The following is a 19,815-nucleotide window of genomic DNA, read 5'->3' as shown; positions in this document are numbered from 1 at the left end:
ACCGAGATCACTGCTGTTCCGGCAGACCAGCTACTGTTCGACCTTCTCTCCCGTCGAAGGCGGCGCACTCGCGGTCGTGAGTGCGCCGCCGTTCCAAAGCCGTCGCTGATCAGGCCGGGCGATCCAGACCGTCTCGTCAGGCGAGTTCTCTACCAGAACTCGCCTGACTCTACTTGTTCACGTAACCTCGGACGATGTGGATTTGGATCTCGTGACGACCACAGCAACAACGAATCAAGATCCGGTAGTTCGTACCCCAGATCCAGCATCAGGTACAACTGGATCAGGTGCGCGTGCCGTTCGACGGCGTGTGAACAGCGTCGTCGAGGGAGGCGCGTCGACGACGCCTCGGCGTCGTCGGCGCAGTCTCGCTGTTTTGCGTCCAGTTTCTGGAGTTCGTCGACAATAACTCGGCTCATCAGCAACGAGAGTGCTGCCATGATGATCAGCGCCTCGATGATGTAGGCGTCCGTCGTGTTGATCTCGTCCAAACCGAACCGCGATTTCAGTTCTTTGAACAGCAGTTCGATCTCCCAGCGCGCCCGATAGAGCTGTGCGATATCGGGCGCGCGGTAGTCGTCTCTGTCCAGATTTGTCAGGTACAGATGATACTCGCCGCTGTCGTCGTTGCGAACGCCGACTAATCGGAAGGTTCGGGTCGCGCTGGCGCCCGACCCTCGTTTGCGGTCGAACGAGAGCGTGATCTGTACGTCGATTTCCTGTCGCTGCAGGTCGTCCAAGACGGCCTGCAGCGACTGCCCCTCCAGCGGAATGCTGTTCCCGCGACACGTCCGGAGTTCTTCGACGATCTCGAAGTCAGCGTTGTCTTTGACACGGGAGACGAACCAGCCGTCATTGGCGTCAATGCGGTCGAACAGCCAAAAATCGTAGTAGCCGAGATCGAACAGGATGAGGGCGCCAGCTACCCACTCACCGGTGGGTAGCTGGCTCCGTTCGTGGGTGGTTGCATCGGTTGTCTGGAATCGTGTCGGAAGCCCCGCCGAGAGCGATTCGGTGAGGTGAAGTTTCGCCCCGGCTCGGTCGTCATCGAGTGCATAGACGTCTCTGGCGTCTTGGTAGAGCGAGATGACCGTAGCATCGACGATGAGGACGTCTCGAAATCGTTCGAGACGTCCGGTAAGCTCGGTTTGGCCCGTATCGAGATTCTCGATGGCGTCATCGAGAATCTCTCGAAGGAGTGCAACGAATCCCGGTTTGAACCAGCCGTGAAACGTTGCATACGAGAGTTCGTCACAGTCAGCCATCTCGACGTAGCGTTCGAGAAACGCCTGAATGGATCGATCAGATCCGGCAGCGAAGCCGAGTGAAAGCGTGTAAAACAGGGCGACGACGTCGAGTTTCCGCTCTCGCTGGATGAGATTCGTTGCGCGAGCACGCTCGCGCAACTCATCAGATGGAAACGCTCTTTGAATCCGATTCACAACTACTGAATCCGGTGGTTTGTACACACTTCCCACCGGATTCTCACATTCCTAGTTACTGACGATTCTAGCTTGGCGTCTCTGGATACCCCGATCTGCTAAACTAGAACGGATGCTGCTCGTGGAACGACGAAAGAGTGTGCGTGTTGTGGAGTGGAGACGGCGAAGCCTATCTGGGTTCGTGAACACTCGTGTCCGGCGTGTGGGTTTGAAACGGATAGGGATGCGAATGCATCGATGAACGTGTTGCAGAGAGGCTTTTCTGAATTAGGGCTGGGATGGCCCGAATCAACGCCCGTGGAGACTGTGGCCGCTGTGGATGCCGCTGGCTTTCAGCGAGTAGCTGCAAGTCATGTCGTAGAAACGGGAAGCCCCGCCCCTTGAGGGCGGGGTGATTCACCACTGAAGGCTACGGGGAACTGGACAGGAACGGAGAACCACCCCGTCAGTACCATTGTTAATTGATATTTGTTAATAATCAGCACACCTAATCACTTAGCCCGCAACTCCTTACCATCGGAAACTAACTCGAATACGTGGTGTTCGCTTGCCCAAGCGATCACTACGTGCCTCTGACACTTTTCCTATAACTTGGGTAGTTCTGGGTGTGGAAAATGACACCTTATATCTGATTATATGTGTCTATAATACACCTAGTCATTATGGGTCAGCCTCTTATGGAAGACGCTCACAGTAGGGGTATGCCACAGCCACAAAGAGCATCATCCACCGACCGTTCACAGGGCCTCGCGGACCCTGCGGACGAGCGGTCGAACTGCGGTGTCGGCGTCGTGATGGACCTCAACGGTGCAGTCGATCACGATGTCGTCGCCGACGGACTCGAATTACTCGTCAATCTCGAACATCGCGGCACGACCGGCGCCGAGGAAAACACCGGCGACGGTGCTGGAATCATGTTACAGCGCCCCGATGCGTTCTTCGACGCCGTTCTCGATACTGCGCTTCCCGAAACCTACGCCGTCGGTTCGCTCTTTTTGCCCCAGGACGACGACGCACGTGACGCCCTCGTCGATATTGCAGAAGAGACGTTTGCAAGCTACGATCTCGAGACTCTCGAGTGGCGGGACGTTCCGACGAACAACGACGGACTCGGCGAGACGGCAGTCGCGTCCGAACCAGACGTCTGGCAGGTCGTTCTTGCCCCTGCAGACGATATTTCTCAGGAATCGTTCGACCGTCGACTCTACGTCGTTCGACGCGCGCTCGAGAATTCTATCGAGTCCGCCTCGATCGAAAACGCCGAGCGCTTCTACGTCTGCTCGCTCGATTCGAAGACCATCGTCTACAAGGGACTATTGAAGGGCGAACAGGTCGAATCTTACTATCCGGATCTCAGCGACGACCGCCTCGAATCGAACTTCGTCATGGTCCACGAGCGGTTCTCGACGAACACGCTCGGGGCCTGGCACCTCGCACACCCCTACCGGAACATCATCCACAACGGGGAGTTCAACACGATTCAAGGCAATATCAACTGGATGCGCGCCCGCGAGACGGACATCGAGAGCGACGTGATTTCCGACATTGATGCCGTCAAGCCGATCATCGACGATCCCGACCAGTCCGACACCGCGAGCGTCGACAACGCGCTCGAACTGCTCATGCAGGACGGCCGCGATCTGGAACACGCGCTCCGGATGCTCGTTCCGGAAGCCTGGCGCGGCGACGACTCGATGGATCAGGATCGGAAGGACTTCTACGATTTTCACGCCTCGCTCGTCGAACCGTGGGACGGGCCCGCGCTCGTCGCGGCGACCGACGGCGAACGCGTCGGTGCCGTCCTCGATCGTAACGGCCTCCGCCCGTGTCGCTACGACGTGACCACCGATAACCGGCTCATTATGGCCAGCGAGGCCGGCGCGCTCGAGACCAAGCCCGAAAACATCTCCGAGCGCGGCCGGCTCCAGCCCGGTCAGCTGTTTCTCGCCGACCCCGAGGAGGGCCGCGTGATTCCCGACGACGAAGTGTTCGAGGACCTCGTCGACGACCGCTACGGCGAGTGGGTCGCCGAGGAGCAGGTCTCGCTCGACGATATCGTTTCGACGGGGGATAAGACGCCCCAACAGCAGGTTTCGGAGCTTCGAAACTTCCAGGCCACCTTCGGCTACACGCACGACGAACTCGAGAACCTGATCGAGCCAATGACCAAGAAGGGCAAGGATCCGGTCGGCTCGATGGGAGACGACACCCCGCTGTCGGTGCTCACCGAGTTCAACCGTCCGCTGTTTTCGTACTTCAAACAGCTATTCGCACAGGTCACCAACCCGCCGCTGGATTACATCCGCGAGGAGCTCGTTACCTCGATGGAATCCCGGCTCGGCTACCAGCGGAACTTGCTCGACGAGTCGCCCGAACACGCCCGACAGCTCGTGCTCGACTCGCCGATTCTGACCGACGCGGAACTCGAGTCGGTTCGAGACTGCGAGGCCAACGGAATCACCTCGACGACGATCGACATCACGTACGAACCCGCAAGCGACGAACCCGGCCCGGATCTCGAGGCGGCGATCGAACGCGTTCGCGAGGACGCCGTCGCGGCCATCGAGGACGGCTCCGAAATTCTCGTCCTCTCCGACCGCGGGGTCGATGCGGACTCGGCGGCGATTCCAAGCTTGCTCGCGACGGGTGCGGTTCACCATCACCTCGTTCGCAACGGCCTTCGAAACCACGTCGGCCTCGTCGTCGAGTCCGCGGATCCGCGGACCGTCCACCACTTCGCGACGCTCGTTGGCTACGGTGCGGGCGCGATCAACCCGTACCTCGCCTACCAGACCATCGAGGACATCACGTCCGGTCCCGACGGCGCGGACACCGACGTCGCGATCGACGCCTACGTCGGCGCGGTCGAAGACGGCCTGCTCAAGATCATGGCCAAGATGGGCATCTCGACCGTCGAGAGCTATCAGGGTGCCCAGATCTTTGAGGCGGTCGGACTCGACTCGGAGCTCGTCACGGAGTACTTCGCGGGCACCGAGAACCGAACCGAAGGGATCGGACTCGCCGAGATCGAATCCGATGTCCGCGAACGTCACGAGACGGCCTTCGGCGACGACGAGTCCAAACTCGACCGTCAAGGTGAGTTCGAACACCGATCGAACGGGATCCACCACCAGTGGAACCCCGAGACCGTCGGCGCGCTCCAACAATCGGTCCGCTCGAACGACTACGAGCGCTACCAAGAGTTCGCCGAACTGATCAACGACCAACAGACGGAGCTTCAGACCCTCCGCGGGTTGCTCGAGTTCGATTCCGATCGAGAGTCGATCCCGGTCGAAGACGTCGAACCCATCAAGGATATCGTCCAGCGATTCTCGACGGCCGCGATGAGTCTTGGGAGCCTCTCGCCGGAAGCCCACGAGAACAACTCCATCGCGATGAATCGTTTAGGCGCGAAGTCGAACTCCGGAGAGGGTGGCGAACCGCCGGAACGGTTCGACACCGAACGCGAGTGCAACGTCAAGCAGGTCGCCAGCGGCCGATTCGGCGTCACCTCGACGTACCTCTCGAGCGCGGACGAACTCCAGATCAAGATGGCCCAGGGATCCAAGCCCGGAGAGGGCGGACACCTCCCGGGCGCGAAGGTCAACGAGATGATCGCCCACGTCCGCAAGTCCACGCCGGGCGTCGGCCTCATCTCGCCGCCGCCGCTGCACGACATTTACTCCATCGAGGACCTCAAACAGCTGATCTTCGACTTGAAGACGGCGAACGAGGACGCCGACATCAACGTCAAACTCGTGAGCGAAGCCGGTATCGGCACGGTCGCCGCGGGCGTCGCGAAGGCGAACGCCGACGTGGTCCACATTTCGGGCCACTCGGGCGGAACGGGTGCGTCGCCCCGAACTTCGATCAAGAGCGCCGGTCTCCCCTGGGAGCTCGGCCTCGCGGAAGCCAACCAGATGCTCCGGGAGACGGGACTGCGCGACCGGATTCGCGTCTCGACCGACGGCGGGATGAAGACCGGCCGGGACGTCGCCGTCGCCGCCCTGCTTGGAGCCGAGGAGTACATCTTCGGCACCGGATCGCTGGTCACTAGCGGCTGCGTGATGGCTCGACAGTGTCACAAGAACACCTGTCCGGTCGGCGTCGCCACCCAGCGCGAGGACCTCCGAAAACGGTTCCCCGGCGAACCGGAACACGTCATCAACTACATGACGTTCATCGCCCAGGAACTGCGCGAGATCATGGCCGAACTTGGCTTCGAGACCGTCGACGAGATGATCGGTCACGTCGAAATGCTCGAGCAACGAACCGACGTCGAGCATCCGAAAGCTCGAAAGCTCGATCTCTCCGCACTGCTTGCCAACCCCGAGGGCGATGTCCGCCGGAAGATCCGCGAACAGGATCACGAACTCGAGGAGCAACTCGACCGCAAACTCATCGACGCGGGCGAGCAGGCGATCGAGAACGAGAAGCCGGTCACGCTCGCGACCGACGTGTCGAACGTCGACCGCGCCGTCGGTGCGATGCTCTCGAACCGCGTTACCGACCGCTACGGCGAAGCGGGGCTGCCCGAGGACACGCTGACCGTCGACCTCGAGGGAACCGCCGGACAGAGTTTCGGCGCGTTCCTCGCCAGCGGCGTCTCGATGCACCTGAACGGCAGCGCGAACGACTACGTCGGCAAGGGACTTTCCGGCGGCAAGGTGACGATCCGAACGCCCGACTCCGCGAGTTACGACCCGGCTCAGAACGTTGCCATCGGTAACGTCGCACTCTACGGCGCGACGGGCGGCGAACTCTACGTCAACGGCGTCGCAGGCGAGCGATTCGCCGTGCGAAACTCCGCGGCCAAGGCGGTCGTCGAAGGCGTCGGCGACCACGGCTGTGAGTACATGACCGGCGGCGTCGTCGCCGTGCTGGGCGAGACGGGCAAGAACTTCGCCGCCGGGATGTCCGGCGGCGTCGCCTACGTCTACGACCCAGACGAGGATTTCGACGACCGCGCGAACACCGGTATGGTGACCCTCCACGAAACGCTCGACGACGAGGACGAAGCGATGCTCCGCCGACTCGTCGAGAACCACGTCGCCTACACCGGCTCCGAGCGCGGGCAGGAGCTCCTCGAGAACTGGGAGCGCGCCCTCGAGTCGTTCGTGAAAATTATGCCCGACGCCTACCACGAGGCGATCACCGAGGACGGCCGCGACGACGTTCGCGCCGAACTCCCGGCCACGCCCGAGAGCCCGACCGAAGCCGAATCGGCGGGCTACGCGGCGAGCGACGACTGATCGGCATTTTTGTTCTTGAATTGACCGTCAGTTGAATCGGCTCGTTGTCGTGTGAATTTGGTCCACTCGTGTCGACGATTCTCGCAATCGAGGATACGAACCCGTATATATTTCAACAAACAATATAGTATAGCTAATAATAATGTCGAGCATAAAAAGGAAGCTACTCACGAGAAAAGCATGGAATCACGGCTGGCTCCTCCTCTCGAGCTGCCTATTAGCCGTTTTTGTCGGATCTGCGATTAGGGTTTTCGTTTTCCCCGTCGACTCCGAACTCGTTGAATTCGCGCTCTATGCGGGAATCGTCACGACCCTCGTCTTCTCTTTCGGATACGTGGCCGCTCACATTGACGAACGGATTTAACAGGTCACTCCGAACGACTGAACTCGGGGTCGAACATCTGGGCCGACATCGGCGCCGGATCGCCCTCGGTGAGGTTGTATGCAGAGAAGTCCTCGAGCCCCGCTTCTCGAAGCAGTTCCTCGTCGTAAACCGCGTTCCCGGTGTACGCTGCGGGGTCGCGACTGAGAATCTCGAGGACGGTGTCGGAGACGATCTCGGGCGTTCGCCAGTCGTCTTCGGTGCCGAGCCCGAAGTACCGCGTCGCGCGGGTGTCGATCGCGGTGACGGGCCAGAAGGCGTTACACCCCACGTCGTGGTTTCCGAGTTCGCTCGCCAGCGAGAGCGTCAGGAAGGTCATGCCGAGTTTCGACCAGGCGTAGGGTGCCTCGCCGGGCGCTCGGTCGACGGTCACGGGCGGCGCATTGGTCAACAGCCACGAGTCGTCCACTTCTTTGAGGTGGTCGAGGAACGCTCGAGAAGTGAGGTGGGTTCCGCGCACGTTCACGTCGGTCAGCAGGTCGAAGCGGTCTGCGGGGATATCTTCGACGTTGGCGATCTGAATCGCGCTCGCGTTGTTGATGACGATGTTGACCTCGCCGAACTCGTCGATCGCGCGTTCGGCGGCGGCCTCGACCTCCTCTTCGTCGCGGACGTTCACCTGAATCGGCAGGGCTTCGACGCCCCGCTCGCGAGCCTCCCGAGCGGTTTGCTCGATGGTCCCCTCGAGGTCTCGGTCCTCGCCGTAATCGTCTTCCTCGCTCGTCTTTCCGGTCGAGACGATGTTACAGCCCTGCTCGGCGAGCGCCAGTGCGATTTCCTTGCCGATTCCTCGCGTCGTTCCGGTGATAAAAGCGGTCTGTCCGGTCAGGTCCGGCTTCTCGAGTGCCATGGTACACTATTGCTCAGCACGACTATAAAACTTCAACCTAGTGGAGAATTGTCTCTGTCGTCAGTGGTGGTGACGAGGTCGCAGAGACGCAAGGTGACGGGACGACTCAAATTCTCGCGTCGGGGACGACGGCGAAGACGCGATGGGGTGCTCAGATTCCCGCGCCGGTCGGCGCGTCCGGCAGGTCAGCCGGCTCGGCGTCGAGGCCGAGTTCCTCGAGCGCGGCGGCGAGATGCTCGTCTTCGGCGAACTCGGAGCCGTCCTCCTCGCGGATGCGCTGGGTCGTCGCGAGCACTTCGGCGCGGCGGTCGTCCGGAATGTCGTACTTGTCGGCCGAGAGTTCGATCGTGAGTCCGTTGTGGTCGCGCGTGTACAGCGAGTGGAAGATGCCGCGATCGAACTCGTTGTAGCCGTAGCGTGACTCCTCGAGTTCGTCGCGGATCTCGACGAAGTCCTCGGCGTCGATCGAAAACGAGAGGTGATGAACGGACCCGACCTGATTGCGAAGCGGTCGGTGATCCGACTGGCGGTCGTCGGTCACGAAGAAGGTGAGGATTCGCCCGTCGCCCGTGTCGAAAAACAGGTGCGTCGAGTCCGGGTCGTCCAGGTTTGGTTGTCTGAGCACCAGCGGCATGCCGAGCAGATCGCGGTAGTACTCGATCGTGTCCTCCTCGTTGCTTCCGATCAGCGTGATGTGGTCGGTTCCGGTGACACTGATCGGACTTTCCGGCGGCGTCGCGGTGATCTCGGGTTCGTCAGTCATCGTTCGTTTTCGGTCTACGGTCGCCATCCGTATACCTGTGATCCCTTCCGCCCGTCCCGGCTTTCACGCCTCTGCTGGCCTTTCACGCGTCTGAACGACGGACACCGTCGGAAGGATGACCACCGTCGGAAACGTGTGAGGGCCAGAGGGCGAGGAACAACGAACCCTTTCGAGGACACCGTCGAACGGACACACGATCGGAACGGAGCGCCTGTGTTACGTACCGGTGCGCCTGTGCTACGCACTGCCGGTGACGACGACCGGCCGTTCCGCGTTGAGGATCGTCGACTGGGTTACGCTCCCGAAGACCGCTTTACCGACCGGCGACCGTTTTCGGCCGCCGAGGACGATCAGGTCGACGTCGAGGTCGTCGGCTTCGACGAGGATATCCTCGGTTGCGTCGCCGCTTTCTTCCGCAACGACGGTCTCGATATCCGCCTCCTCGAGGATCTCTTTCGCGCGTCGGACCGACGCGATTCGAGTCGCGGTCTTGTACTGGCTGTACTCTTCGGGAATTTCGTCGTCCTCGCCGAAGACGAACAGCAGGGTCGCTTCGATGTCGTCCGTTTCGTGTGGAAGCGAAGCGACGTACCTCGCCTGTGCTCTCGCGCGGTCTTCGTTCGTATCGACGGGCACCAGAACCTGATACATGAGAATAGGTTCGGTTTCGGCAACTATAAAATCGACTCCGGGTTTCGAACCCGCTCGAGAGGGTTCGACCCCGCGTAGCCCGACCCGCTCTCGTGGACTGATCGACGAACTCCCGTTCGACCGGTCAGTGGTACTGACGGTCACCGTTCGTCACTCGATTTTAAGGTGGTTCACTGCCACCGTGGAAGTATCAGATGTCACGTGACGTGCTCGATCGGGACCCCGACGACCGCGTGCAGATCCTCGACCCGACCGGCGAGGTGATCGCCCCGAATCTCATGCCCGATCTCGAGGCGGAGACGCTCTACTCGATGTACCGAGATATGAAGTTCTGCCGGCGGTTCGACGAGCGGATGATCAGCCTCCAGCGACAGGGTCGGCTGGGAACCTACGCCTCGCTCGCAGGCCAGGAGGGCTCTCAGATCGGGTCGACGTACGCCCTCTCCGACGAGGATATGCTCTCCTTTCAGTACCGCGAGCACGGAGCGATCGTCTCGCGGGAGCTCCCCTGGGAGTACCTGCTGTACTGGATGGGCCACGAGGACGGAAACGCCGCCCTGACCGACGTGAACGTCTTCCCGCTGAACATCTCTATTGCTGGACACATCCCCCACGCCGTCGGCTGGTCCTGGGCGGCCAAACTCAAGGGCGACGAACGCGTTGGAGTCGTCCACTTCGGCGACGGGTCGACCTCCGAGGGCGACTTCCACGAGGCGATGAACTTCGCGGGCGTCTTCGACACCCCGACCGTTTTTCTGTGTCACAACAACCAGTGGGCGATTTCGGTTCCTCGAGAGCGCCAGACGGCCTCGAAGACGATCGCCCAGAAGGCCAACGCCTACGGCTTCGACGGCGTGCAGGTCGACGGGATGGATCCGCTCGCGACCTACGTCGTGACGAAGGCCGCTCGAGAGAAAGCGCTCGGCTCGCCTTCGGACGCACCAGACGGACGGGGAGCCGAAGATGAGGACGGCTCGAGCGAGCAGTTGCGACCGACGCTCATCGAGGCGGTTCAGTACCGCTTCGGCGCACACACGACCGCGGACGATCCGAGCGTCTACCGGGACGACGAGGAGGTCAAGCAGTGGCGCGAACGGGATCCGATCGACCGGTTCGAACTCTACCTCCGGAATCAGGGACTCATCGACAACGGTCACATCGAGGCCGTCGAAGCCGACGTCGAGGAGACCCTCGCGGAGCTCCTCGAGCGGGCGGAAGACTACGAGGCGGATCCCCGGGCGATGTTCGAGTACACCTACGACGAGCCGACGCCGCGACTCGAGCAACAGCGCGAACACCTCGAGTCGCTCCGCTCGACCCACGGTGACGACGCGCTTCTCGAGGACGAATAGCGGACACTTCCCGGCTACTGCAGGCTCACTCTTAAAACGGCAACTGGGACAGGCCAATCGCTTTGGGTGCCTCCCAAGAACACTCTTTCATAGCTCTCCATGCAACTCGAGCAACCAGCGACAGAGACAGGAACCGACACTGACTGGACCGACACCATTCCGAACGCATTCGACGCCAGGGTTCTCGGGATCGTCGTGGTCCTCGCCGCACTGGCAGCTTCGGTCAATTTCCCCTACGGCGGCTTCCCGATGGCGGGCGTCGCGTTCGCGACGCTCACCGTCATCGGCGTCGTCGGTCACGTCCTCGGCGAGCGAAAATTGCGCCGGATCACCGACGGTCTCGCGGAGCGCTGGAGCGCGAAGGGTGTCACGATCGAAGAGGTTACCCGCTCCTCGAGCGGGATGCGAACCGAGTGGACGCTCCACACCGTCGACGGCGAGGTAACCATCGGCGGCCTCGCACTCGCTCCGATGTCGCGGCTGTCTATTGAACGGAACGGAATCAGCGACTCGATGTCGGCGGACGAAGCCGAAGACGACCTCGAGACGCTCGCGAACGGACTGTATCGAGAGATATTCGAAATACAATAACCCGGGTCTACTATTCTTATCGTGAATCTTGCTCCCGTCGAAGAGTCGCCGTTGCCCGTGCGACATAGGAGTTTGTGTCCCAACTCCGAGCACCACTCATAATTGACACGAGGTTCTCGGCTTCCGACGGCGAAAGGAGATCGTTTCGGACCAACAGCGTGAGAAAGCTCGGCGTCGTCACGAGACGAGTGTCGGCTAAGGATGCGTGGATAAGCGCGAGTCGATTAAATTCGTCACAGAGGAATTGCGCTGCATCGAGGTCGTTTGCTAACGTGACAGCTGCATTTTCGCCGTCGTCGAGTGGAAACGTCTCGTCGAGTTCCGTGCAACGAACGTCGAAACCTGACCGATGATCGAGGACGGCTTGTGCTGCGTCTCCCGACTGATCCTCGTATGAAGCGGTTTCACGGAGTTCCGAGACGACTTGTTCCGGAACGATGACTTGATATTCGTCGAAGAGGAGCACGAGTGGATTCTGCTCGTGGTTTCGTACAGTCCCGAAACTAACTAGGGCGGACGTATCTGCAATGATACGTCCCATTTACGAGTCGGTGAGTTCCGCCGCGGCATCGTCGATGAACTCGTCGCTTAGCTGGTCCTTGAGGACCCGGAAGTTCGCGGCTTCTTCGTGTCCGACGAGTTCCTTTAACTGTTCGAAAGTGATCTCGTCGTCGTAGTACGCACCGGCGATCTCCTGTGTAATGTCGTCGTCGTGGGCTGCGTCACGGAGGTACTCACGCAGTGCATCGGTGAGGATGTCTGTCCGGTCGGTTTCGAAGACAGTCGCGAGCGCATCTGCTCGGTTTATCATTCCCTGGGGAGCCCGAAACTGCACTCGTTTCTTGTTTTTGGAACTCATGTGTGTACATTGTGAGCGTAAATAAATAGCTCTTGCTGTGGATTGGATCCGATGATAGTTTTCGTCCGGGATGGACTGGGGGGTTGCTTATCCCTCGAGCGCATCTGCCTCGAGCGGATTCGATTCTTCCCAGTATCGCTCGTGGAGGTCTTCGCCCCACATGCGGACGTGCTGATTGTCAGTGTCGAGCGCCGCTTGTAACACGCCGTCGTCGTCGCGAACCATCAGACTCACCACGTCGTCGGCGACGGTCACGGCGTGGGGAACGTCGCCGTCGAAGACCCGAATCGCGGCGTTATCGCTCTCGAGCAACTCTCGAAGCCGCTCCCGGAGCGCCGAATCGTCCGCGAGTGCATCGATCGCAGCCGCCGAAAACACGCCCTCGAAGGTTTGGTCGTCCTCGAGCACGTGGCGCCACACCGTCTCGAGACTCCGCTCGTTGAACGCGTAGGAGACGATTCGAACGCTGCTTGCACCCCGAATCGTTTCGGTTACTCGCCCAACCGGTGCCCCCGGCCTCGTCTGTGACGGCGTTGTAATCGTCGCGTCTCGGAGCGCGAGGAGATCGAATGCCATCTCGTCGGTCGGCAACCATTCGACGACGTCCCGGAGCGTGAGTTCCGTCTCGACGATCTTCCGGAGGTCCGTAAATCCGGCCGCGATGAGCCGCCCCGTCGCCGTCACGTCGTAGCCGTCGCTCGTTCGGATGATCCAGTTTCGCTCGTCGAAATCCCGAAGGATGCGCCCGAGCGTCGGCTGTGAGGCACCCGTCGCGTCCTCGAGTTCGCGCCTCGTCGACGGCGACTCGCGTAACGCGTTCAACACTGCGACCCGGTTCGGAGAGAGCGCGAGAAACTCGATCTCCTCGAGCGCGAGGTCCATACCCGTCGTTCGAACCGTTCCGAAAAGTGTGTTTCGGGCCGTGAATAGATTTCACTCCGTGAACGACTGCAGCGCTCGAAAGAATAGCACGCCACTACATAGTTTCTTACCGTGTAATTTTTACTGAATTAATTTATGTGGCTCACGCTCTTCCGTTCTCATAAGAGATGATCACGGAACTGCTGACATTCGGTCGGTTCGAACGAGACGCCATGGAGGTGTCGACCTAACGTGTCTCGAGTTCGAACTCTTGTTCTATTCGCCCTCGCGAGCGTCTTCTTCGGCGGGACCTTCGTCGCGGCCAGAGCCGGACAGGAGTTCATCCCGCCGCTACTGTTCGTCGCGCTTCGCTTTGATATCGCCGCGGTCCTGCTGATCGGCTACGCCGTCTTGACGACGCCTCGCGAAGATCTCGTCCCCGAAACTCGAGGCGATATCGCGGGCATCCTCGCCGCAGGCGTCTTCGCCATCGGACTGGCGAACGGGCTCCTGTTCGTCGGGCAGGGCTACGTCACGAGCGCGGTCGGTTCGATCGTCTTCAGCCTGGTCCCGATCTTCTCGCCGTTGCTCGCCGGCGTGTTGCTCACCGACGAGCGCCTGACGGCAACGGGTGCTGTCGGCACCGCCGTCGGGCTGGTCGGCGTCGCGATGGTGATCGGCATCGAGCCGGGGAACCTCCTCGGAGCCGCGAACGGCGGCACCGCAATCGTCCTCTTCGGCGCGATTAGCGGCGCGCTCGGCGGCGTCCTAATTCGCCGCGCGAACGTGACGACCTCGAGTACCGTCCGGACCGCCTGGGCGCTCCCGGTGAGCGCGCTGATGCTCCACGCGATGAGCTTCGGCGCGGGCGAATCGTTCAGTGCGATCGAGTGGACGACCGGGGCGATCGTCGCGCTCGTCTACGTCAGCGTCTTCGCCGGCGCCATCGCCTACATCGCCTACTTCGAACTCATCGACGAGGTCGGGGCGATCCGCTCGAGCCTAACCTTCTACGCCAGCCCGGTCTTCGCAACGCTCGGCGGCTGGCTCTTCCTGGGCGAACAGCTTTCGGGACTCGCCGTCGCCGGATTCGCGGTCATCGTCGCCGGCTTTACGATCATCGGCTACCGAACGATCGTCACCTCGCTCGAGGAACCGATACTCCGGGCGATTCGCCGTCTTCCGCCGATTCACCTGCGGGGGGACGACCGCCGAGACTCGAGATTCGAGACCGACGGCGACTAACGACCTCCTGACGGAGTCGATGGCTCGACCGTCCGACGGAAAACGATTATAGTGGCCGGCGCCGACTCTGCTCTCGATGACCGAATCCGACGAGTGTCCGTTTTGCGAGATCGTTCGCGGCGAACGAGAATCGGAGGTGCTTCTCGAATCGGCGGACTACTGCTGTTTTCTCGACGCCTATCCCGTGAACGAGGGTCACGCGCTCGTCGTCCCGAAAACGCACGTTCGCTACCTCGAGGACCTCGAGGATCCGGGACTCTACGAGTTCCTGCGAGAGACGCTAGCTGAGGTGAACCGGCGGTACGAACCGGACTCGACCAACGTCGGGATCAACAACGGGCCGGCTGCCGGGCAGACGATCCCGCACCTCCACTGGCATATCATCCCTCGGTACGAGGGCGATATGGACGACCCGACGGGCGGCGTGCGAGGCGTGATCCCCGAAGAGCGAACCTACTGAGGCCGGGGAAACCACTGTCGTCCTCAAAGGACGTGGTTTCGAAGGGCCGCAACCGAGTGCGGCCAGTCGTCCTCGAGTTCGACCAACGCGGCCTCGACGTCGGTTCGATTCTCTCGCATCCACGCCTCTTCCTCGTCGAGTCTGTCCGACCACTCTTCGTGAGAGTCGATACCGAAATCCGCGGCGGTGTAGGTGTCGCCGTCGACGGTGACGGTACCGTGAATATCGCCACAGTTCGAGCACCGCGTCGAGGCGATGACGAAGTACTGCTCGAGGCGTTCGACGACCGAATCGTCGATCCCCTCTAGCGATGTCGGTTTCTCGTCCTCGGATTCACAGTCGTAACAGAGCGTCGTCCGGCTTCCCAGCGGTTTCCCGCAGTTCAGGCAGCTGTTCGCCATGGGCTCGCTGGCCTCGTTTTCACGTAAAAACTCTCGCTCGAGCCGAGATTCGATCGGGCGAGGACTCGAGCGGAGTTCGACTCGGCCTACTCGAGCCACTCCGGCGTCCAGTCCACGATCCGTCGACGAACCAGTGCGTACCCCACCGAAAGGACGAGGCCGCCGACGATGACGGCGCTGATCCAGCCGTCGAAGACGAGCAAGCCCGGCACCGCGAGTGCGATAGCGAGCGCGGCGTCCTCGGGCGCGCCGTCGTATCTGACCCACCGCCGCGGACGGATCCATCGGGAGCGGAGGTGGTCGTACACCGCTCGCTCGCTCCGGTCGTTCCACGGGTCCATCTCGGGGCCGCCGCCGAGGGCATCGCTCATCGCGTGGAGCCACGCGGCGACGGCGAACGCGGCGACCGCGGCGGTTACGGCGGTCGGAACGAAGAGTGAAACGGCGACTGCAACGCCCGCGACGACGCTTCCCAGCACCGGTGCGTGAAGCGTTCGCCGGTGCTCGAGCACGAGGTCGAAGTCTGGAAAGAGACCGCCACAGATCGCACCGACGGCGAGGGGCACAGCGAGTTCGGGAACGGCGTAAGCGACGGGGGCGACGACTGCGAGGCCCGCGAACACGTGCGTCGTCGCCATCATACGCCTCAGTACGCGGGCGAGCGGGAAAACTGTACGCGAATCGCGCTCAACTAGCCATCATTCGATGTCCTCGGGAGCCATCCCCTTCTCGGCTAACTCCTCGAGCGCTTCATCGGTCTTCTCGAGGTGGTCGATTCCCATCCCCTCGCGAACGGATTCGGCTTTCGTGAACTGGATCTCCTCGTAATCGACGACCTGCACGCGATTGCCCCACGGATCTCGGAAGTCGAGTCCGCGCGTATCGAGCACGTCGACGTCGAACTCCTCGAGTCGCCGCTCGAGGGGTTCGGTATCATCAACCACCAGCCCGAAGTGGCGGTGCTCGTCTTCGTTCGGCGTCTCGTGTTCTGATAACGCGATGAACTGGTCGCCCATGTCGATAAAGGCGCTCGTGTCGCCTCGTCCGCGCAGGTCGAACTCGAAGAGGTCGCCGTAGAACTCGAGGGCGTCGTCGATGTCGCCGACCTCGAGGGCGACGTGGTTGATTCCGACGGGACGGACCGCATCGGCGGATGAGTCGGTCATCGTTCGGCTGAACGTCGTTGATGCCAATAACGATAGGGACAACTTTCGTCCTCGAGTCCGCACTCACTACAGCGTTTTTTCGCAGGGGGTTTCAGGATAGTTCTCGCAATCCCGTTCAACCAGATACGGAGCGTCTGCTTCGAGTTGCACCCCGATCCACTGACAACTGGTATCGCTAGTATCGGTGCCGAGAATAACATCACTCCACTCTGCAGACTCGTCAGTTCTCGCCGCAACACTGTATTCGTGTTCCGCTTCAGTGTCCCATTCACAGTCGACGATTTGCGTTGACGGAGACTCTGAAGCAGATGAGGCCGTGATCGTTGTTTGCTGAATCGTTTTTTCGTCCTCGTCTATCCGAATCTCAACAGTCATCTCCTCATCGTGAAAATTTTCTACTCGAACCCCGCCAAGTTGTACCTCGCTGTCCGAGGAGATGCACCCACCTACTACTGGGAAGCTAGCTGCGGTTAGCACGTGTCTGCGTCTCACATCCTCGTCTTATTCTCACCGTTAATAAGGGTGGACTCTCTCTCAAATATATAATAAAAGCAGACAGAGTACCCCTACATAGTCTCGGTACTGTCGATCTCGTCTGTCTAACCACTTATTTCGCTCCTCTGGCAGCATCACTAATGGCCTCAACCATTGAGGAGTAGGCGGCGTCAAACGTGCAGAACGGATCGCTCGGCGCGAGATATCGTCGCTACCCCTTGAGGTTCTCCCCCTGATAACTTCCGTCGTAGAAGTCCTCGTGATCGGCTTTGACCAGAACGAGCTGAGCGATCCGGGCACCGCGTTGGATTTCGATGTCGTGGTGGACCTGCAACAGCCCTTCGCCGCGGCCCTCGTAGCCGGCGTCCCAGACGGCCGTGTTGAGCATGCAGGAGTTGCGCATGAGCGAGGAGCGCGGGTAGACGAACCCGATGTGGCCCTCCGGAATCTCGATCTGTTCGCCGTAGCGAGCCACGTAGGCTCCCTCCGGGAGGTAGTACGTCTGGGGCATCTTCTCCTCGAGTTCCTCGAGCGGTCGGGCGACGCGCTCGCCGACGGACTTGCCGTCTTTCGTGATGCGGCCTGGCTCGAGCTGCTCGAAGACGATCTCGAGCGTGAGATCGACGCCGTTGGGTTGAATCTGCTCGTCGGTCGCCGGGGAAACGTAGTCGGCGACGAAGGCACCGGAACGGAACATATCCTCGAAAACGGGACGGAACCGGGAAAAGCGTATCGCGTTCTCCCCGATTCGCGGAGGTGTCTCATTCTCACGGTGGTTTCAGTCATAGTGTCGAGTATGCTATTAGTGTACGTGGCTCGTGGGCAGTTAATTTTGGGTGTGTACATCCGTGTACTTTCGGCGCAACATTTGCGCCATTGATACCGATTTTTCAGGAACTAGCATGGTCGACCCGGACGGAAACACGCTGGATTTATCAGGACGGAAAGCCGAGATTCGGACGCTATGGGACAGACTCTCACCGAAAAGATTCTCGAGGATCACCTCGTCGAGGGCGAACTCGAAACTGGCGAGGAGATCGGCATCGAGATCGATCAGGTACTTACACAGGACACGACCGGTACGATGGTCTGGCTGCAGTTCGAAGCGATGGGACTGGACGAAGTCCAGACCGAAATCGCCGCCCAGTACTGCGACCACCAGACGTACCAGTTCGACTTTAAGAACACGGACGACCACCGCTTCCTGCGTTCTGCGGCCGGTACATTCGGCGCTCATTTCTCCCGACCCGGAAACGGTATCTGTCACAACGTTCACCGCGAGAACTTCGCAGCGCCCGGCAAGACGCTGCTCGGTTCCGACAGCCACACCCCGACGCCCGGCGGGCTCGGCGAGCTCGCAATCGGCGCGGGTGGAATCGACATCACCGTCGCGATGGGCGGTGCACCCTACTACGTCGAGATGCCCGAAGTCGTCAACGTTCGACTCGAAGGCGAACTTCCCGACTGGGCGACCGCGAAGGATGTCATCCTCGAGATGCTCCGTCGTCTCACCGTCAAAGGTGGCGTCGGCAAGATTCTCGAATACACCGGCCCAGGTGTCGAAACGCTCACCGCTCCCGAGCGGATGACGATCACCAACATGGGAACGGAACTCGGCGCGACGACGTCGATCTTCCCGACCGACCACCAGACCGAGGACTACCTCGAACGCCTCGGCCGCGGAGACGAGTACGTCGAGCTTCAGCCCGACGACGACGCGGAGTACGACGACGAGATCGTCGTCGATCTCTCGGACCTCGAGCCGCTGGTTTCAAAGCCCTCGATGCCCGACAAGGTCGTTCCCGTCAGCGAAGTCGCCGGTCAGGACGTCGAGCAGGTTATCGTCGGCTCCTGTACCAACGGCGGCTACGAGGACATCCTCCCCGTCGCCAAGATGCTCGAAGACCGCGAGGTCGCGATGGAAACCGAGACGATCGTCGCACCCGGTTCCAAGCAGGCCTCCGAGATGCTCGCCCGTCAGGGCTGGGTTGCCGAGATGATGGCCGCTGGCGTCAACTTCTCCGAGGCGACCTGCGGTGCCTGTATCGGGATCGGCCACGTGCCGGCCTCCGATTCGGTCTCCATGCGAACCTTCAACCGAAACTTCGAGGGTCGCTCCGGAATCGAAGACGACAACGTCTTCCTCTGCTCCCCTGAGGTCGCCGCCGCCGCGGCGATCAAAGGCGAAATCGTCGATCCACGGGACCTCGAGGACGAACTCGACAACCTCGAGGCACCCGGCGTCGAACTCCCCGAGGAGTACGACGGCTCCAAGACCGACCTCATCGCACCCGACGAGGCGGTCGACGACGAACTCATCAAAGGACCGAACATCGGCGACGTCCCGATCCGAGACCAGCTCGGCTCGGACGTCTCCGGCGAAGCGCTCCTGAAGATGGAAGACAACATCACGACCGACCACATCATCCCTGCGACCCAGGACATCCTGATGTACCGGTCGAACGTGCCGAAGCTCTCGGAGTTCACGCTTAGCCGCGTCGACGAGACCTTCGCGGAACGCGCACTCGACGCCGACGGCGGCTTCCTCGTCGCCGGCGAGAACTACGGCCAGGGCTCCTCGCGAGAACACGCGGCACTCTGTCCGATGTACCTCGGTATCGAGGGCGTCCTCGCACAGAGCTTCGCCCGGATCCACCGCGCGAACCTCTTTAACTTCGGTATCGTCCCGCTGACGATCGACGAGGAAACCTACGAGAACATCGATCAGGGCGACGAGATCGAAGTCGTCGACGACGTCTACGAGGCAGTCGCGAGCGGACAGGAGGAGTTCACCGTCCGCGTCAACGGCGATTACGAAGTCACGGCGACGCTCGACGCCTCCCAGCGCGAACGCGACATTCTCGCAGCCGGTGGCAAGCTCTCCTGGACGAAAGAACAGGCAGAGGGAACCGGCGCCGCGCCCGCCGACGACTGATCGGAACCAACTCGAGGTTCCGAGCTTACAGGTTTGCGCTTTTCTATCTTTTTTGTCTGATACTGTCCCACCAGTCGCTCGTCGATTTCGACGGGCCACGCGGTTGTGCG

Annotated in this window: 18 protein-coding genes and 1 pseudogene; 7 read left to right on the top strand and 12 right to left on the bottom strand. The window is 61.0% G+C overall.

What is annotated here, in order from left to right; translation table 11 throughout:
• Nucleotides 1–149 precede the first annotated feature (149 nt).
• Nucleotides 150–1,478, bottom strand: a complete 1,329-nt coding sequence (locus ACZ5C7_RS05535; RefSeq protein ID WP_285253032.1) for an IS4 family transposase — start codon at nucleotides 1,476–1,478, stop codon at nucleotides 150–152.
• Nucleotides 1,479–1,559: 81 nt separating this feature from the next.
• Between ACZ5C7_RS05535 and ACZ5C7_RS05530 the strand changes: the two are divergent.
• Together ACZ5C7_RS05530 and gltB are read left to right on the top strand one after the other, a co-directional pair.
• Nucleotides 1,560–1,826, top strand: a pseudogene (locus tag ACZ5C7_RS05530) (zinc ribbon domain-containing protein); the annotation flags it as partial.
• Between the two features lie 317 nt (nucleotides 1,827–2,143).
• Nucleotides 2,144–6,694 carry a glutamate synthase large subunit gene (gene gltB / locus ACZ5C7_RS05525; protein WP_464375354.1) on the top strand — a complete coding sequence of 1,517 codons (4,551 nt, stop codon included), beginning with the start codon at nucleotides 2,144–2,146 and terminating at the stop codon, nucleotides 6,692–6,694.
• Between the two features lie 368 nt (nucleotides 6,695–7,062).
• Here gltB and ACZ5C7_RS05520 read toward each other — a convergent pair whose 3' ends face one another.
• The 3 genes from ACZ5C7_RS05520 to ACZ5C7_RS05510 form a co-directional block, all read right to left on the bottom strand.
• Entirely contained in the window at nucleotides 7,063–7,926 is an 864-nt protein-coding gene (locus tag ACZ5C7_RS05520) for an SDR family oxidoreductase (RefSeq protein WP_464375353.1), read from the bottom strand.
• 151 nt (nucleotides 7,927–8,077) lie between these two features.
• Nucleotides 8,078–8,689: a VOC family protein gene (locus tag ACZ5C7_RS05515; RefSeq protein WP_464375352.1), complete on the bottom strand. Its 612-nt coding sequence runs from the start codon at nucleotides 8,687–8,689 to the stop codon at nucleotides 8,078–8,080.
• A 237-nt stretch (nucleotides 8,690–8,926) separates the two neighbouring features.
• Nucleotides 8,927–9,340 carry a universal stress protein gene (locus ACZ5C7_RS05510; protein WP_464375351.1) on the bottom strand — a complete coding sequence of 138 codons (414 nt, stop codon included), beginning with the start codon at nucleotides 9,338–9,340 and terminating at the stop codon, nucleotides 8,927–8,929.
• 194 nt (nucleotides 9,341–9,534) lie between these two features.
• Here ACZ5C7_RS05510 and ACZ5C7_RS05505 point away from each other — a divergent pair, with 194 nt between their 5' ends.
• Both ACZ5C7_RS05505 and ACZ5C7_RS05500 read left to right on the top strand, forming a co-directional pair.
• Nucleotides 9,535–10,692: a thiamine pyrophosphate-dependent dehydrogenase E1 component subunit alpha gene (locus ACZ5C7_RS05505; RefSeq protein WP_464375350.1), complete on the top strand. Its 1,158-nt coding sequence runs from the start codon at nucleotides 9,535–9,537 to the stop codon at nucleotides 10,690–10,692.
• A 99-nt stretch (nucleotides 10,693–10,791) separates the two neighbouring features.
• On the top strand, nucleotides 10,792–11,283 hold the full coding sequence (locus ACZ5C7_RS05500) for a hypothetical protein (RefSeq protein ID WP_464375349.1): 492 nt from the start codon (nucleotides 10,792–10,794) through the stop codon (nucleotides 11,281–11,283).
• 16 nt (nucleotides 11,284–11,299) lie between these two features.
• Here the strand turns inward: ACZ5C7_RS05500 and ACZ5C7_RS05495 are convergent, their stop codons facing one another.
• The 3 genes from ACZ5C7_RS05495 to ACZ5C7_RS05485 all read right to left on the bottom strand — a co-directional run bounded on the left by ACZ5C7_RS05495 (nucleotide 11,300) and on the right by ACZ5C7_RS05485 (nucleotide 13,024).
• Nucleotides 11,300–11,824 carry a PIN domain-containing protein gene (locus ACZ5C7_RS05495; RefSeq protein WP_464375348.1) on the bottom strand — a complete coding sequence of 175 codons (525 nt, stop codon included), beginning with the start codon at nucleotides 11,822–11,824 and terminating at the stop codon, nucleotides 11,300–11,302.
• Nucleotides 11,825–12,142, bottom strand: a complete 318-nt coding sequence (locus ACZ5C7_RS05490) for a hypothetical protein (RefSeq protein ID WP_464375347.1) — start codon at nucleotides 12,140–12,142, stop codon at nucleotides 11,825–11,827.
• 87 nt (nucleotides 12,143–12,229) lie between these two features.
• Nucleotides 12,230–13,024 carry a helix-turn-helix transcriptional regulator gene (locus tag ACZ5C7_RS05485; protein ID WP_464375346.1) on the bottom strand — a complete coding sequence of 265 codons (795 nt, stop codon included), beginning with the start codon at nucleotides 13,022–13,024 and terminating at the stop codon, nucleotides 12,230–12,232.
• Nucleotides 13,025–13,255: 231 nt separating this feature from the next.
• Here ACZ5C7_RS05485 and ACZ5C7_RS05480 point away from each other — a divergent pair, with 231 nt between their 5' ends.
• Together ACZ5C7_RS05480 and ACZ5C7_RS05475 are read left to right on the top strand one after the other, a co-directional pair.
• Entirely contained in the window at nucleotides 13,256–14,248 is a 993-nt protein-coding gene (locus ACZ5C7_RS05480; RefSeq protein ID WP_464375345.1) for a DMT family transporter, read from the top strand.
• 76 nt (nucleotides 14,249–14,324) lie between these two features.
• Complete coding sequence (locus ACZ5C7_RS05475; protein WP_464375344.1) at nucleotides 14,325–14,708, top strand: HIT family protein; 384 nt, start codon at nucleotides 14,325–14,327, stop codon at nucleotides 14,706–14,708.
• 23 nt (nucleotides 14,709–14,731) lie between these two features.
• Here the strand turns inward: ACZ5C7_RS05475 and ACZ5C7_RS05470 are convergent, their stop codons facing one another.
• From ACZ5C7_RS05470 to ACZ5C7_RS05450, 5 genes are all read right to left on the bottom strand, one after another.
• The gene (locus ACZ5C7_RS05470; RefSeq protein WP_464375343.1) at nucleotides 14,732–15,109 is read right to left on the bottom strand and encodes a hypothetical protein; all 378 of its coding nucleotides are present in this window, start codon (nucleotides 15,107–15,109) and stop codon (nucleotides 14,732–14,734) included.
• A gap of 86 nt (nucleotides 15,110–15,195) precedes the next feature.
• Nucleotides 15,196–15,750, bottom strand: coding sequence for a metal-dependent hydrolase (locus ACZ5C7_RS05465; protein WP_464375342.1), 555 nt, complete (start codon nucleotides 15,748–15,750; stop codon nucleotides 15,196–15,198).
• A gap of 57 nt (nucleotides 15,751–15,807) precedes the next feature.
• Entirely contained in the window at nucleotides 15,808–16,275 is a 468-nt protein-coding gene (locus tag ACZ5C7_RS05460) for a VOC family protein (RefSeq protein WP_464375341.1), read from the bottom strand.
• 66 nt (nucleotides 16,276–16,341) lie between these two features.
• A complete protein-coding gene (locus ACZ5C7_RS05455) occupies nucleotides 16,342–16,752 on the bottom strand; it encodes a hypothetical protein (RefSeq protein ID WP_464375340.1) in 411 nt (136 codons plus the stop codon).
• 229 nt (nucleotides 16,753–16,981) lie between these two features.
• On the bottom strand, nucleotides 16,982–17,467 hold the full coding sequence (locus ACZ5C7_RS05450) for a deoxyuridine 5'-triphosphate nucleotidohydrolase (protein ID WP_464375339.1): 486 nt from the start codon (nucleotides 17,465–17,467) through the stop codon (nucleotides 16,982–16,984).
• Nucleotides 17,468–17,734: 267 nt separating this feature from the next.
• On the opposite strand from ACZ5C7_RS05450, the gene ACZ5C7_RS05445 reads away from it, so the two are divergent.
• Nucleotides 17,735–19,705, top strand: a complete 1,971-nt coding sequence (locus ACZ5C7_RS05445; protein WP_464375338.1) for an aconitate hydratase — start codon at nucleotides 17,735–17,737, stop codon at nucleotides 19,703–19,705.
• The last annotated feature ends 110 nt before the right edge of the window (nucleotides 19,706–19,815 follow it).

The sequence above is a fragment of the Halostagnicola alkaliphila genome, assembly GCF_055379965.1.
This window is presented reverse-complemented; position numbering and strand designations above follow the sequence as displayed.